The organism is Cupriavidus sp. UYPR2.512 (assembly GCF_000379565.1).
In the GTDB taxonomy this organism is placed as follows: domain Bacteria; phylum Pseudomonadota; class Gammaproteobacteria; order Burkholderiales; family Burkholderiaceae; genus Cupriavidus.
Genome location: NZ_KB903205.1, coordinates 1 through 14,389, shown reverse-complemented (window position 1 = coordinate 14,389; position 14,389 = coordinate 1). Strand labels below are relative to the sequence as shown.

General features: G+C 56.8%; 12 protein-coding genes and 1 pseudogene. 7 read left to right on the top strand and 6 right to left on the bottom strand.

What is annotated here, in order from left to right:
* Nucleotides 1-228, bottom strand: a 228-nt coding sequence (locus A3A5_RS40065; RefSeq protein WP_035814486.1) for a transposase, incomplete at its 3' end; no start/stop codon positions are given.
* A 99-nt stretch (nucleotides 229-327) separates the two neighbouring features.
* On the opposite strand from A3A5_RS40065, the gene A3A5_RS45925 reads away from it, so the two are divergent.
* The gene (locus A3A5_RS45925; protein WP_369797857.1) at nucleotides 328-621 is read left to right on the top strand and encodes a three component ABC system middle component; all 294 of its coding nucleotides are present in this window, start codon (nucleotides 328-330) and stop codon (nucleotides 619-621) included.
* Nucleotides 622-783: 162 nt separating this feature from the next.
* A complete protein-coding gene (locus tag A3A5_RS0136065) occupies nucleotides 784-2,778 on the top strand; it encodes a DUF3732 domain-containing protein (protein WP_232431572.1) in 1,995 nt (664 codons plus the stop codon).
* 690 nt (nucleotides 2,779-3,468) lie between these two features.
* Here A3A5_RS0136065 and A3A5_RS0136055 read toward each other — a convergent pair.
* The 3 genes from A3A5_RS0136055 to A3A5_RS0136045 all read right to left on the bottom strand — a co-directional run bounded on the left by A3A5_RS0136055 (nucleotide 3,469) and on the right by A3A5_RS0136045 (nucleotide 6,582).
* Nucleotides 3,469-3,807, bottom strand: a complete 339-nt coding sequence (locus tag A3A5_RS0136055) for a hypothetical protein (RefSeq protein ID WP_232431571.1) — start codon at nucleotides 3,805-3,807, stop codon at nucleotides 3,469-3,471.
* A gap of 276 nt (nucleotides 3,808-4,083) precedes the next feature.
* Nucleotides 4,084-4,968 (bottom strand): NAD(P)-dependent oxidoreductase, encoded by an 885-nt coding sequence (locus A3A5_RS0136050; RefSeq protein ID WP_018315286.1) that lies wholly within the window; start codon nucleotides 4,966-4,968, stop codon nucleotides 4,084-4,086.
* A 222-nt stretch (nucleotides 4,969-5,190) separates the two neighbouring features.
* Nucleotides 5,191-6,582 carry a GntP family permease gene (locus tag A3A5_RS0136045; protein ID WP_018315285.1) on the bottom strand — a complete coding sequence of 464 codons (1,392 nt, stop codon included), beginning with the start codon at nucleotides 6,580-6,582 and terminating at the stop codon, nucleotides 5,191-5,193.
* 180 nt (nucleotides 6,583-6,762) lie between these two features.
* Here A3A5_RS0136045 and A3A5_RS0136040 point away from each other — a divergent pair, with 180 nt between their 5' ends.
* The 4 genes from A3A5_RS0136040 (at nucleotide 6,763) to A3A5_RS0136025 (ending at nucleotide 10,083) form a co-directional block, all read left to right on the top strand.
* A complete protein-coding gene (locus A3A5_RS0136040; protein WP_018315284.1) occupies nucleotides 6,763-7,662 on the top strand; it encodes a LysR family transcriptional regulator in 900 nt (299 codons plus the stop codon).
* A 189-nt stretch (nucleotides 7,663-7,851) separates the two neighbouring features.
* Nucleotides 7,852-8,583 carry a CoA transferase subunit A gene (locus A3A5_RS0136035; protein WP_026201469.1) on the top strand — a complete coding sequence of 244 codons (732 nt, stop codon included), beginning with the start codon at nucleotides 7,852-7,854 and terminating at the stop codon, nucleotides 8,581-8,583.
* Nucleotides 8,567-9,208: a 3-oxoacid CoA-transferase subunit B gene (locus A3A5_RS0136030; RefSeq protein ID WP_018315282.1), complete on the top strand. Its 642-nt coding sequence runs from the start codon at nucleotides 8,567-8,569 to the stop codon at nucleotides 9,206-9,208. Before A3A5_RS0136035 ends, A3A5_RS0136030 begins: the two co-directional genes overlap by 17 nt.
* Before the next feature lie 257 nt (nucleotides 9,209-9,465).
* On the top strand, nucleotides 9,466-10,083 hold the full coding sequence (locus A3A5_RS0136025; protein WP_018315281.1) for a nuclear transport factor 2 family protein: 618 nt from the start codon (nucleotides 9,466-9,468) through the stop codon (nucleotides 10,081-10,083).
* Between the two features lie 323 nt (nucleotides 10,084-10,406).
* Here A3A5_RS0136025 and A3A5_RS42740 read toward each other — a convergent pair whose 3' ends face one another.
* A complete protein-coding gene (locus tag A3A5_RS42740; RefSeq protein ID WP_081624079.1) occupies nucleotides 10,407-12,179 on the bottom strand; it encodes a tannase/feruloyl esterase family alpha/beta hydrolase in 1,773 nt (590 codons plus the stop codon).
* 972 nt (nucleotides 12,180-13,151) lie between these two features.
* Between A3A5_RS42740 and A3A5_RS0136015 the strand changes: the two genes are divergently transcribed.
* Nucleotides 13,152-13,625, top strand: a complete 474-nt coding sequence (locus A3A5_RS0136015) for a VOC family protein (RefSeq protein WP_157637403.1) — start codon at nucleotides 13,152-13,154, stop codon at nucleotides 13,623-13,625.
* 485 nt (nucleotides 13,626-14,110) lie between these two features.
* Here A3A5_RS0136015 and A3A5_RS45320 read toward each other — a convergent pair.
* Nucleotides 14,111-14,389 (bottom strand): annotated as a pseudogene (locus A3A5_RS45320) (transposase); the annotation flags it as partial.

Genomic DNA, 14,389 nt, shown 5'->3' with positions numbered 1-14,389 from the left:
CATCTCCTCATCGGACCAGTCGGCCTTGGCGACAAAGTGGTGCAGTGCCTGGTGCCGGGCGCTAGCGTGCAGCGGATCGACTCCAGCTGCCATCGGCTCCACACTCTTACGCGATAGCGGCAGCATCAGACCTGTGCAGTAGCCCTTGAGCCCAGCATGGCGGTCCGCATGCCCCAGTCCCGCCGCTAAATGTTCCATGTATTGCTCAAATCGCTCGCTCGCGCTCATCGCTCTTCATGAACTGTGCCAAGAAGTTTATAGTATGGCACATTTATGACACAGTAAGACTAGAAGCCCCCTCAAGGAGTTCCACTGGAGGCTCTGGAAATGACTGCCGGCCCTATTGAACACCTTTTCACCCTTCAACGATCTCCCATTGCACTGGCCCCAGTCATCCATCAGTTCTTCGCAAGCTCCCGGCCTCGCGAACGAGATTTGTTGCTTAGCTACCTGGTGCTTCCCATGGTGCTGTTTCCCGCCATGCAGTCGTACCTTCTTACCGTAAGGAAAACGAGCAACCTACGCACTCTCTGTAAAGAACAGTCCAGGCTTGTGGGGCTTACCCGTAACGCTCAGGAGTCACGCTGCGCTGCTCATCCTCAATGCAGAGCAAAGCATTGAAATCACAAATGACTTGACGGTGAAATCGGTAGGCGATGTCAGAGTCGCTAATGCCAATCCGAAACAACTCGAAGCCGCTCGCCGGCTGTCTATGGTCTGCGCTGAAGTGGACGTCGTTTCCATCTACAGAATGTTAGGATTCAAGTCGCTATGAAATGCTTTTTGCGGTACATCGGCGTTGTGGATACCCAAGAGAAGCTTCACCACGTGCGCTTGGAGCCTGGGCTCAACATCATCACTGGTAAGTCCTCCACGGGTAAAAGTGCGATTCTCGAAATTTTCGATTACTGCCTAGGCAGTACAGAAGATACGATTCCCGTCGGAAAGATCACTGAGCGAGCTGAGACCTTCTTCATCGCACTGCAATTTCCCCGCTACCTTCTCGTGGCTGCACGGAAGCAAAAATCCGATCGCTGCTTTCTGCTAGAGGTGCATGGTACCGATGCAGATCAGTTGCTGAAATTTATCGAGAGGCCAAAAGCATTTTTTGATTCCAAATACTACATGCCGCTTTCCGATTTTAAGAAAAGCCTCGGGCGGTATTTTGCAATCACCTTAGAAAATGTTGATGAAGATCCGTTCCTCAAAGCATCTGGCCGTAAAAAATCTGCAACCCCGTCGGTTCGAAGTTTTTCGTCCTTCATGCTTCAGCACCAGAATCTCATAGCGAACAAGCATGCAATTTTCTATCGTTTCGACGAGAAGGAGAAGCGCGACCAAGCGATAAATCATTTCAAAATCCTCATGGGCCTCGTGGACGAGATATATTTCGACATCCATAAGGAACACGAGATCGCGAAATACGAGCTCAAGAAAATACAGTCGCAGATCCCCAAGCAGGTGCAGCGTAAAGAGGCGGCCATTTCCCGCTACAATCGCTATCTAGCCGAATTCAAAAGCTTGGCGGGACATCCGCTTGTAGATGCCACAGCCGAGGAAATCTACGCGAAGCCAAAGCTTTTTCTGAAAGTTATCTCCGGACGATCCGTCAAAATCGACGTGCTTTCGGATCAAGTGGAAGTACGCCGGGCAGAACTTCAAGCGCAGCGATCCGACTCGCTTATGAGCAAACGCAAGCTTCAGGGCCAAATGAGATTGATCAATGAATCCCTCACCTCGGCCACTCAGTTTAGCTTGGGCATGACGGCGGAGAGTCTTCCCACCTCCACGGTGCTATCTGAGGATGCGCACTGCCCCCTGTGCGAGGCTCAAACTTCAGCCCCCGCCGTCGAAGCCAACAGGCTTGTAGGCGCCATTGAGTGGCTGAACGCGGAGCTCAAACTCTCTTCTTATGCCCGAGAGAGCTTCGCCGGCGAGCGCCGCAAGATACAAGAAGAGCTCGACGCTGTGAATGAGCAGCTTCGTCGCATTCAAGCCGACATCCGGCCGCTCGATGAAGAGATCGAGAAGCTCAAAACCTCAAAATCAATTGATGAGCAGGCGACAAAGGCGAAGCTCCGACTAGAGATCGCCATCCAGGATCAGTTAGACAAGCCTGAATCGGAACTATCTGAGCAAGAAGAGCTTTGGCTAAAAGAGGTAGAACGGCTCGCCGGACTGCTCGCCCAGTACGACATTAAGGACAAGCTCCACATACTGAGCCAAGACATCGATGCCAAAATGTGCGAATTGGGCGATCGCTTCGACTTTGAGGAAACGTACAAACCTTCGGCCCTTCGTTTCGACGTAGAGACGTTCGATCTGTGGTACCAGCAGGACGCTAAAACGCGCGTGTATCTGCGATCAATGGGAAGCGGTGCGAATTGGTTGTACTCGCATCTGGCACTCTTCATGGCATTGCACTACCAGTTTGCCGCGCGTTCAGCGAGTGGGTGCAAAATTCCGCCCATCCTCTTCCTGGATCAACCGACCCAAGTCTACTTCCCCGCTTCTCTAGATGATGCGGATGAATTTGACGCTGAGGTGCTCGCAAAACAAGCCAAACGCGAAAACGACGTCGACGACGACATGAACGCGGTGAACAACATGTTCACCCAACTGGCGAAATTCTGCGCGGATACTGGCAAGACTACCGGGGTAACTCCCCAGGTCATCGTCTCGGATCACGCTGATAAGCTCATTCTCGGCGAGGGATATAAGTTTCAGGATTACGTTCGCGCGACTTGGCGGACGCGTGGCTTCATTGTGGGGGATTGATATGGGCCTTGGGAGGCCGCTCCCACTGCTTGGCTTGTTGTATCGGGGGTAATGCAGGCTTAAGGCAGGGGCGATAACCGCTTTCAGCCCTGGAGGTCGTTCGCTATACGATGGCCGACGGTCCGCGTCCATGAAGCAACATTCGTCGTCGCCTATCGAACGGTCGTTTTCTGTTGCGGAGTCTACGTCCGAACGTCCCAGCCAAGAGAGGTGCGCATGTCCCTTCCTGGCCGGAGGCGGCCATCCGCGAGGCGCCGGCGCGGCCGCGAATGCCGTAACGACAATTCTGCGTCAACCGGCTAGGCATGGGTGGAGGGCCTAGTTGGCCGATTAGCAGACTTTCGTCACTGCGAGCCGCACGCTGATTATGTGGAAATTCTGAGCCCGGTCCGAGAATCAGGGCGCCGGATTTACAGCCGCAGCGTCGACTGCGAGAGCATCCGGAACATCAACCTGCCTGACCCCGATGCTTCGGACAGCCAGTAGAGCGCCTGGAAATGCAGCACCATTAAGGTCGTCCTGGCGAATATTTGTGCCGTGAACGTGAAAATTCACAGTCAGGCTCCACAGCCCGCGGTGGATGCCGTGGTGTCGAAGCAGGATGGTAGTGAGCTCCAGCGGGCTGTTCTCAAAGGTGGCTAGCGGCATGGTGGAGACCTGTAAGCGCTCGGGAGCGAGCAAGTCCCTGCGTTACGCGCGTTCTTGGACTTCGGTTGCCTCCGCCCATGGGTCGTCGCTGTGAAGCAGCGCAAAATCATCGGGGAACAGCCCGCGAAAGGGCGGGGGGTATTGAAATGCCAGCACCGGTTCGAGTTTTTGCTGGTCGGTTACAACAAACACCTCAATGAGACGGCGTTGGCCGATGTAGTCCCGGGCATGAACGTAGTAGTACCTGACGTCCTGCCAGACCAACGATTCAGCAATGTAGGGCCCGACGATCCCTGGGATCAGGCTGAAGGCCTTGAATTGCTCCAACGCCTGGTTGACATACTCGGCTTCGGATAACTCAGGTCCCATGGCCGCTGCCATGAGCCTCAGACGTCGGGCTTTCGTCATATCGTGATGTAAGGCGCCGTTGGAAAACCGCTTTCATTATTACGGCGACACCCTGACGTGACAAGCCCACACGCCCGGGAGATGGGTTCTCTGGCTCGAAGGGCGGCGGCTCGGCCGCTACACTGTCAGCTTCTCGGCGCCAATGCGCTTGGTGCGGCAGATGCGTTGAGGGGGGGCTGCGAGTTGTTGGGCGAATCGGGCAAATCGCTGAGTCGACATGCTCAGCCTCAATCACTCGGGTGCAAACTTTCAAGCGACTTTGCGACCGTGGCGCATCCATCGTTGCATTGCCAGACGATCGGTGGTGTCGAGATACTGGGAGACCCGATCGAGCAACCGCAAGTCAATGCCAGCCGAATCCGCCAGCTTCTTCGCCAAGTGCAAATCCTTGCTAACGACATTGTGAAGCGAAGCGAATGCAGCTTCGGATCGAGCCCATGCAGCGTATTGGCTTCGGCCGATCCCGGCATCCTCTGTAAGAAAGTTGCGTCCGGTACTGACGTTCAGGATGGGCGCCAGGCTCTCAAAGCTGACGCCGTAGCGTTCCGCAAGGTCCATAGCTTCAGCCGTCAGGAACATGTTTGCGATACAAAGCATGTTGTTGATGACTTTCACAACCTCGCCAGAGCCAAGGGCCCCACAGTGGAAGATGTTGTTTCCCATCGATCTCATCAACGGCATGACAGCAGCCACATCTTCTGGGGCGCCCCCCATCATGACCGTCAGAGTAGCTTGCTCTGCGCCGACGATCCCGCCGCTGACAGGCGCATCGATGAGGCGCGCGCCGGATGCTTGCAAGCCAGCGCAGAGGGTCTGAAGCGTATCAGGTAACGTCGTGCTCATGATGCAAACGACTGGCTGGTGCCCCGTCGGGATTGCGTCCGCAAGTCCGCCCGTCCCGAGCACCGATTCCAGGATCTGGGCGTCGTTGGCAAGCAGGACGACGATCGCATCCGCAGAGGCGCAATCCGCGACCGAGGTTGTCACGCGCGTCCCCTCGCCCGAAAAGGCGTCGAGTACGGCCTGATTCCGATCGCAGATTATGAGATCGAATCCTGCCCGACGCGCACAGCGAGCCATGGGCGCACCCATGCTTCCCGCGCCGATAAAAGCCACCTTCATTATTTCCTTCATGTCATCTCCTTCAGAATGGCTGGCTCCGTGCCATCAGGCTGAAGAGCGCTGCGAGAAAACTGGTGCATGCCCTTCTTGCAGAGAGGACAGCCCGAAAATCGGCACGGCCTGACGCAGCCAGTTATTCAACGCATATGTGGTCCAGCGGATTGCTGATGGTGCGCCGGATACGTGCTTTGCCGCTACGTGCACCGCCCGAAACGCCGCAAATGGAATCAGCCATCAGACCAGTCCGGTCGTGTAGAAAACCCCGATCACGAAGAACACCGCGAGCGTCTTGATCACGGTAATGGCGAAGATGTCGCGATACGATTCGCGGTGCGTGAGGCCGGTGACGGCCAGCAGCGTGATGACCGCGCCGTTATGGGGCAGCGTGTCCATGCCGCCGCTGGCCATCGAGACGACGCGATGCAGTACCTCCAAGGGAATCTGCGCGGCGTGCACGCCCTGGACGAACGCGTCAGACATTGCGGCCAGCGCGATGCTCATGCCGCCGGATGCCGAGCCGGTGATGCCGGCCAGCGTGCTGACCGAAATAGCCGCGTTGACGAGCGGGTTCGGAACTACGCGCAACGCGTCGCTGACCACGAGGAAGCCTGGCAGTGCGGCGATCACACCGCCGAATCCGTACTCTGACGCGGTATTCATCGACGCCAATAGTGCACCCGAGATGGCTGCCTTGGTGCCTTCCGCAAAGTGGCGACGCACCGCGCCGAAGGCAGTCACGAGCACCACGACGATGCCCAGGACCAACGCACCTTCCACGGCCCAAATCGCCGTCACGCTGGGAACCTTGGTTTCGATTGGCTTCGACAAGCCCGGCAACGACACGCTGTGGGCGTGGCCGTACCAGAGCGGAATCAAGCGCGTGAGCCAGAAGTTCGACACGCCGACCACAATCAGCGGCAGGATGGCCAGCAGGGGCGAGACCAGCTTGCTTCCTTCGACACGTTGCGGCTCGTTGACAAGGTTGATGCCGTAGCCCTCGCCGCGTATGGCTGCGGCGCGCCGGCGGGATTCCAGATAGAACAGGCCGACGACGACAAGGAACAGGGACCCCAGAATGCCGAGCATCGGCGCAGCCCACGAAGTGGTCTTGAAGAATGTGGTCGGGATGATGTTCTGGATCTGCGGCGTGCCGGGCAGCGAATCCATGGTGAACGAGAATGCACCCAGTGCGATGGCGCCCGGCATCAATCGCTTCGGGATATTGCCCTGACGGTAGAGTTCGGCGGCGAACGGATAGACCGCGAACACGACTACGAATACCGACACGCCACCGTAGGTCAACAGTCCACAGACCGCCACAATGACCAGATTGGCGCGCGCAGAGCCGATGTACCGGATCGCGGTGGCGACGATCGATTGTGAAAAGCCCGCAAGTTCAATCACCTTGCCGAACACGGCGCCGAGCATGAATACGGGAAAGTACAGCTTCACGAAGCCGACCATCTTTTCCATGAAGACCCCGGAGAAGACCGGCGCGATCGCTGCCGGATCGGTCAGCAGCACAGCGCCCAGCGCGGCCAGTGGGGCGAATAGGATAACGCTGTAGCCGCGATAGGCGGCCACCATCAGGCACGCCAGTGCGGCGAGCGCGACAACGACGGACATAGGTGTCTCCAACATTTGTCTTGAGATGCTCGAGCACGGGTGTGGCGGTCGCTACGCTGGCGCGCCATGTCCGACTCCGGTGAGTCGGCTCGAGGTGTTAGAGATTATGTGTATTGCTTTTTTGCACGACAACGGCAAATATGCAAGATTACTGTGCATCAATGCACATTTGGAAATGCCATGCGGAAACATCCGGAATGGAATGACTTCAGGTTTTTTCTCGAACTTGCGCGGAACGGGAAGATTTCGCTGACGGGCGAAAAGCTTGGTGTCGAGCACTCAACCGTGTCGCGCAGGATCGACCGATTGGAGGAAAGCCTGGGCACGGTGCTGTTCGACCGGCGCCGCAATGGCTATTCACTTACCGACGCCGGCAAGGCGCTGGTTCCACATGCGGAGAGGATGGAGAACGCATTGCTCGGTGCTATCGAAGAGAGTGAGGGCCAGTCGGGTGATGTCGTCGGCACGGTGCGAGTTGGCACGCCAGAGGCGTTTGGCATCAACATGCTGGCGCCTAGCCTGGTGGATCTCTATGCCCGACATCCAGATTTGCATGTCGAGTTGATGGCGCAGCCCCAGTTTCCCAGCCTCGTGACGCGCGAGGTTGAGATCCTGGTGACACTGGAGCCGCCGCAGATCGGCCGCTATACGACTGCGCGTCTGGCCGAAGTGGACTACTTTCTCTATGGCTCGCCAGCGTATCTGGAGGCCCGCCCTGCAATCGAAACGCTTGCCGATGTTGCAGAGCATGCGTTCGTAGACTACATCCACGACGGCTCGGTCAGCGAGCGGTATCGCATCCTCGAAGAACTGACGCCGAGTCCCAGACGACACTTCACCACGACGAGCGTCCTGGCCCAGCGGGCCGCCGCTGCAGCGGGGATGGGCCTGGTCCTGCTCACGCCCTACGTCGCTGGCACCGGCTCGGATCTCGTAAGCATCTTCCCCAACCAGCCGCTCATCACGCGCACGTTGTGGATCGCCGCGCCGGAAGACCTGTTTCGGATTAGGCGTATTCGCTGTGTGTGGGACTTCATTCGCGAAGTCGTTTCCCGTCACCCGGACGAGTTTCGGCGATAGGAGACTGCGACACCGCTTTTGCGCAACCCCTCCACTCCATAGTTGTGCATCCACGCACATCCACCTTGCGTCCATTGCCGTTGTTGTCAAAAAAAGCACGAACAATAATGGACAGCACGACAGGGACGTCAGGCTCGCCTCCCCGACTGAGCTGTCCGAACCCCTTGTCAGAAGTGGATGGTGATGGAGATGAACAAACTATTCAAAAGCGCCATGGACGCGCTCGATGGAATTGTCGAGAACAGACAGACCATAGCAGTCGGAGGATTCGGTCTCTGTGGCATTCCCGCAGCCCTGATCAATGCATTGCGCGATACCGGCGTGACTGGTCTCACATGTATCAGCAATAACGCCGGCGTTGACGATTTTGGACTGGGCCTTCTGCTCCAGACCCGCCAGATCAGCAAAATGATTGCGTCCTATGTAGGCGAGAACAAGGAATTCGAGCGCCAGTATCTCAGCGGGGAACTGGCTCTCGAATTCAATCCCCAGGGCACCTTGGCGGAGAGGTTGCGCGCCGGCGGCGCCGGCATTCCGGCGTTCTACACACGGACTGGCGTTGGTACCGTCGTGGCGGACAACAAGGAAGTACGCGAGTTCGACGGCGAGCGCTATGTCATGGAGCGCGGCCTCAAGGCCGATATTGCGCTGGTGAAGGCGCGAGTCGCCGACCGTGCTGGCAATCTCATGTTCGGCCGTACCGCCCGCAACTTCAATCCGGAAGTTGCGATGGCCGGGCGCATTACGGTGGTGGAAGTGGAAAAGCTTGTGGAAGTCGGTCAGCTCGATCCCGACGAGATCCATCTGCCCGGCATCTATGTCGACCGTCTGATTGTCGTTCCCGATCCGGAGAAGCGTATTGAACGCAAGAGCTTTCGCTCGCGCGGCAACAAGGAGGCGGGACATGGCGTGGACGCATGAGCAAATGGCCGCGAAGGCGGCGGCTGAACTTCGCGACGGGGATTATGTGAACCTGGGGATCGGCTTGCCTACCAAGGTCGTCGGGCACGTGCCAGCGGGCATGCAGGTTTGGCTTCAATCGGAAAACGGCTTGATTGGGATTGGACCTCCTCCCTATGAAGACGAAATCGATCCCGACCTGATCGATGCCGCCAAGCAGACCATCACGATGGTGCCAGGCGCATCCATTTGCTCCTCATCGATGTCCTTCGCGATGATCCGCGGCGGTCATATGGATCTCACAATCCTGGGGGGCATGCAGGTCAGCGCGGCCGGGGACCTGGCGAACTGGATGATTCCTGGAAAGATGGTCAAGGGCATGGGGGGCGCGATGGATCTCGTCGGCGGCGTGCGTCGCGTCGTGGTGATGATGGAACACAACACGCGCGATGGCGAAATGAAAATCCTGGAGCGCTGTTCGTTGCCGCTCACTGGAGCGGGAGTGGTCAACCGCATCATCACCGACCTGGCCGTTATCGACGTGACTGGCGACGGCCTCATCGTCCGGGAGATGGCACCCGGCGTTTCCAGGGATGTGCTCCAAGCCAGGACGGAACCAACGCTAAGCTTCGATTGTCCGCGTTAGCCAGCTTCAGAGGAGGCCGTAGTCTCACGAGAGGTGCCTGGAAAAGGCCAGGCTTGCCACACGATTGGCAAGAGCGAAGCGCGGCCCCGGGTCAGAAAGGTTCACTTTCGCCGACGAATGGCCGTTGCCGCCCATGGCACTTCTTGAGCGACTGTGATCGATCAAAACACAAAAACGTCGACGTATCATCACGCAGCCGAGTGTAGTCGAACCGCGCTGATAGGCCGACGAATACATCGCCAACGAAAGGAATCAACATGCAAAAGCAGTCCGACATGAACCCTTCCAGCGCCGCTCGGCGCCATCTCGCCGCAGCAGTGCTGGCGGTGTGCACCGGCGCCGCCGCCTTGTTGAGTGCTCCCCAAGTTTCAGCGCAAACTGTCAGGGCCGCGACAAGCAAGAAGCCTGTCGACGTGGTCAAGGATTTTCTACAAAACACTGCTCCAGACAAAGTCGACGCCGCCGCCAAGCGTCTGGTGGCGCCAGACGCCACCTATATCTCGCTCAGCTTCGACAACCCAGAGCTCAAACAGATTGAACCGTGGGCCGGCACCTCTAAAGGGCCGGAGGCATTCAGCAGTACTTTTAGCCGTGTGGCCAAATACTGGACTATTGAGGACTTCAAAGTGACCGACATATTCGGCGCGGGGGACGATGTCGCTGTGTTTGGCACCTTCACCTATCGTTCGGTAGCGGTTGGTACATCTTTCCGCTCGCCCTTCTCGATCCACGCAAAGGTCAAGAACGGCAAGATCACCTACTTCCAATTCATGGAAGACACTTATGCGTCGGCCTCCTCCTTCAGGCAGAGTGGGAGCTGGACTGTTAAGACGGACCCGTCGGCCGCTTCGTACGAAGTAGGCAAAGCCAAGTAACGCACGGGGACCAATTGCTCCGGTGTCTTCGAGGAGGCAGAGATAGCGATGCTCTCTCTGTAGTGATACGGGGCGTCCGTTGCGCGTCCAATGCATAGTACGCTGGCATTGCACAACTCAGGTATGCCGTATTTTCTTGGGCGCGGTTCGGGTTGCGTGATGCTCTTCGCCGTCCTGGGCTGGGAAGTCTTCTACGAGTCGACGCGGCTGGCACGTATGCCAGCCGCCGCGGCCTCCAGTCAGCGGAAGCCATTGATTGGCGTATTAAGCCGCTTTTTTGGTGGGCGACCTAGCGTACTTGCACACGGTCACTCGGCAGCCCATCATTTAGTACAGTTCCAGCTAGTACCTTTGGTTGGGTCACTACCCTCAAATCGCGGCCATAGCGGATACTGGCACATTGGTTTGCTCGAGATCGTGGCGAACGGAGGCGTCGGGTCCTTCTGCGCAAGCATGATGGAGTCGGGCGGTACTTGGTTGCTCACTGCCCACTTGTCGAGGTAATCGACCATATCGACCTGCGATGGAATCGCATCACCATAAGCTCCCTTTTGAACAGTATTGTCCCACATTGAGTGAGTGAGGCCCGGCGCGACAAAGAAACGGAGGAATGAATCAACCTTCTCTTGCCCCATGACGCCAACGACGCGGTTGTAGTATCTGATTGTCTCCCGATAATTAGCGGTCTGATCCCCGCTGTTTGCCTTGAGGATCAGCTTGCCACCATGCGCGAGGAACCTGGATAGATCAGGATTGAGGGCATCGACGTTTGTGGAAGCCGTGACGAACTGGTTCTTCCAATTTGCCGGATCCCAGGTCATCTGGGCAAAGGTAAGAGTCCCCGTAATCAGGGCCTTCCAGAATTGCGGGAAAATTCCGCCGCTGTATGTCGCCGTGGGCATTGTGTACTCGCCGAGCCATGTCTGACCACTCGGTCCCACACCATAAGCGGCGTAACCAGGCGCTCCGTAGGCTAAGTCGTAGCCATAGTGAATATCGCTATGCATTGCATTGAGCGTACCGATTTGTGCGTCAGACAGGCAAGTCGTACCCTCATCGGTGCCGGTCGCGCAGCGGATCTTGGCCCACGGCGCAGCCGTTGCCGAGGGATTGATGAAGCGCATGTTGCAGCCCTCATAGTCGCTGATGACGCCGTCTGCGATTCCATCGAGTGCATCACACTGGCGCAAGACCTCGTTTTCGATGAGAGTTTGCTTGGTGGGAGGAATCCACGTATCTGCAGTCGTTTGCATTTGCGCGCGAACCGTTCCGACCAGCGATAGAGACAGGAGGTTAATGGCCGGTACCTGAGCAATTATTCCGTCGTAGTCCTCCGGAAAGTTTTGCGCCATCATCAATGCCTGACGGCCACCTTGAGATGAGCCGAACCAGTAGAAGAGCTTCGGCTTTTGTCCGAAGTATTGATTGGCCAGCTCTACTGCAACGTCATGCGTTTTTTTCATTTCACCGTAGGCGTAATTAGTGACCGCTTCTTGATTAAGAAGCCAATCGCTGCCGAAGCCTTGGTGTCCCCCGTCGCTACCTAATGTAATGTAGCCCTTCGAAAGTGGTCCTCCTACATCGACGGGCTGTGACTCAGGAGCGTTTCGATCCGTGTTCAATGCAGGGGGAATCGATCCGTTTAGGCCGCTTCCGCCCAGTTGCGCTGCACGCTGGTTCCAAGCTGTCGGCAGGTTTATCTGGAAGTTAATCAGCGGCGCGGTGGGATCGACAGGCGCGATGGTTCCAATCACCTTGCAAAATTCGGGCTTCGCCGGTTGCCAAATCGCCGACGTACCGACGCCCGTCATAGCGCCGGTTGAGGGGGCGACGAGAGTTGCTGACGTAATCGTTGCCGCGCCCGAAGCGATCTGAAAGATAGTGGACGGGATGACTTCGGCTGCCAATGAGGAACATCCGACTTTGGGATACACCGTATCCAATACCAAGGCCGGTTTGGTCGGGTTGCTCGGCACCGATTGAGCGGGGCTTGGCTGGGACGCAGTACTATCGTCTGCGCCACAGCCGGGTAGACCTAATACTATTGGCACGCTTGCGATCAGAACTCCCGCTTTTAATACGGATGATCGTTTCATATTTCTCCTCCATTTTTTTGTACTTCTTTGGGTTACAAGCGCCCGAGAGAGAGGCCTCCGTACCCGCTGCGGAGGATGTCTCCATATCTTTTTGTGGAGACATTAATGACTGGCTGGTCTCGGGAATCCCAACCAACACACGTAGCATCAGGGTGGCGTCGAGTGGTTTAAAAAAATTACCTAGTGACTACGCTGTGAAACGCGGCGGATTGGGAGTAGCAATGTCCGCGATTTAAATTAAAAATGAGGGGGAGAAACTTTATGTTTTCTGAAGCGGCCGGATGAGAATACTTGTGCGCTGCAGTGAAAGAACGGGATCCATCATGGCCACAGTGTTTCTGTGGCAGGGGTAAAGGGCGGCATATCGACGTCGTCTTGGGTTGGACAAACTATCGTCCACGCCCGCATCTAAGTCAAGAACATGACGTATATGTTTGTGCTATCTTAGGGTTTACGCGGCGTTTGCCAAGAATGGTGCCTATAAGTAGGTAAGGATGCAGATACAATGGCTTCGACGGCGCGGATAGCCACAGAGCGGAAGGGCGGGAGACCGATGCGAATAGACGTGCGCCCTGGTGGGAGACAAGTTGGAAGATATTCCGAGGTATCTTTTAACGCATCCGCTACCTTCGGTGCTGCCAATGGACGGCGACAACTCAGCGTAGACCGAAAGGTATCCCCCGCAGCGAATTGGCTGGTTGTCTTTTCCGTTTATCGGAAGAGTAATTTCCGCCACGCGCGTATTTCTTCGAGGACGACTACATTACCATCAATTCAAGCGATTTCTTTGCGAAGTGAGCGAAGGATTCGTCGCAACAGAGGTTCTGGACGGTGCGGTACGCCAAAGGTAAGTGGTGCTTCCTCTTTCAAGAGAAGGTGGCCACACATGGACGTGCGCTCGCAATCGCCGAACGGCTGCTGTTCTCGTCGGCATTGAGCCGTTGACTAAATGAAAAGGAGATGGTTCCCATCATGGAAGATCAAGCAACGCAAACGAAGGCTCTCGTCAAGAGCGTCAACCATACCAGCTTCACCGTCACGGATCTCGATCGAACGATTGCGTTCCTTTGCGATGGCCTCGGCTTTCGCTTGCTGGACAAGAGTCCGCGTGATCCGGCGGGCATCGAGAAGGTCGTCGGGATTAAGGGCGCCGACATGATGATCGCGTTCGTTCAGGCTCCTGGTCACCGAATCGAGCTGATCAAATACTTGGGTCCGGAGGACCGCAAGGTCGTGGTCGTTCGTCCCTGCGACACGGGTTTTGCGCATTTGGCTCTGGACGTGAACGACATCGATGCAACCATCGAGGTAGCTGCCCAATATCAGGTGAAGCCGATCAACGATCCGGTCGAGGTCAGCCATGGTCCGAATGCTGGCCTGTATTGCGCCTATATGCGGGATCCGGACGGGGTCACGTTCGAAGTTATCGGCCCGCGACTGAAATAAGTCGCTCTATAGGTTCGCGGGCGGGTTACCGCCCGCGTTGGACGGGTAGATGGCACCCATCGGGTAAGTTACAGGTGACGTACCCCATCGGACCGGAGCGAACTTAACCAGGGATGTCTGGGAACTCGCTTTCTCAATTCTTGAGTGCACTTAACTGTCCCAGCCGAAGTGCCAAAAAAAGTGGGCCCCGGGGGGCTTCACTGCCGCGGTTGCATTAAAGCTTCGCGACAAATGCGCGCTTCAATTAACGTTGACCGCCGCCCGTGCCAGAGCTCGGGCGAATTCCCCATTCTAATGTTTACGCACTCTGTCGCTTAAATCAAAAAGTGCCGATAGCGACTCGTTCCCAGTTTGGACGTGACATCTGCCCATCCCCATAGCTTTCCTATCCTGGTCGCCGAGAAATCGCTTCGAAGTGGCATAGGGGAATCCCTGATCGGCCAGCTCTTGGGACCCGAGCGGTCAATCCACCCAAGATAAGGACATCAGCAAGCCTTATAGGCGGCATGTCGATGAGGTTTCTGGCGAGGCGGACGTGGTTTAGCGCGATCCGGTCGCACGCGATGGGTACGTGTTGCGATCAAGGCCAAGGTCTCATTCAGCGCAGCCTTGGCCCAGCGCAGTCCCAGTAGCGCCGCTGGCAGGACAGGTTTGAGAGCGGTGATGGCGTAGGTTCGGATGATCCGATAGTTCGAGTCAATCTCATGTTCCTGCACGGCGCTGAAGCAGCATAGAGCGTGCAGGTTATCACTGAGGATTTTGGC

Coding starts and splice junctions, on each gene's coding strand:
- A3A5_RS45925 (WP_369797857.1), top strand. CDS start 328: ATGACTGCCGGCCCTATTGAACACCTTTTCACCCTTCAACGATCTCCC.
- A3A5_RS0136055 (WP_232431571.1), bottom strand. CDS start 3,807: ATGGCAGCGGCCATGGGACCTGAGTTATCCGAAGCCGAGTATGTCAAC.
- A3A5_RS0136050 (WP_018315286.1), bottom strand. CDS start 4,968: ATGAAGGAAATAATGAAGGTGGCTTTTATCGGCGCGGGAAGCATGGGT.
- A3A5_RS0136045 (WP_018315285.1), bottom strand. CDS start 6,582: ATGTCCGTCGTTGTCGCGCTCGCCGCACTGGCGTGCCTGATGGTGGCC.
- A3A5_RS0136040 (WP_018315284.1), top strand. CDS start 6,763: ATGCGGAAACATCCGGAATGGAATGACTTCAGGTTTTTTCTCGAACTT.
- A3A5_RS0136035 (WP_026201469.1), top strand. CDS start 7,852: ATGAACAAACTATTCAAAAGCGCCATGGACGCGCTCGATGGAATTGTC.
- A3A5_RS0136030 (WP_018315282.1), top strand. CDS start 8,567: ATGGCGTGGACGCATGAGCAAATGGCCGCGAAGGCGGCGGCTGAACTT.
- A3A5_RS0136025 (WP_018315281.1), top strand. CDS start 9,466: ATGCAAAAGCAGTCCGACATGAACCCTTCCAGCGCCGCTCGGCGCCAT.
- A3A5_RS42740 (WP_081624079.1), bottom strand. CDS start 12,179: ATGAAACGATCATCCGTATTAAAAGCGGGAGTTCTGATCGCAAGCGTG.
- A3A5_RS0136015 (WP_157637403.1), top strand. CDS start 13,152: ATGGAAGATCAAGCAACGCAAACGAAGGCTCTCGTCAAGAGCGTCAAC.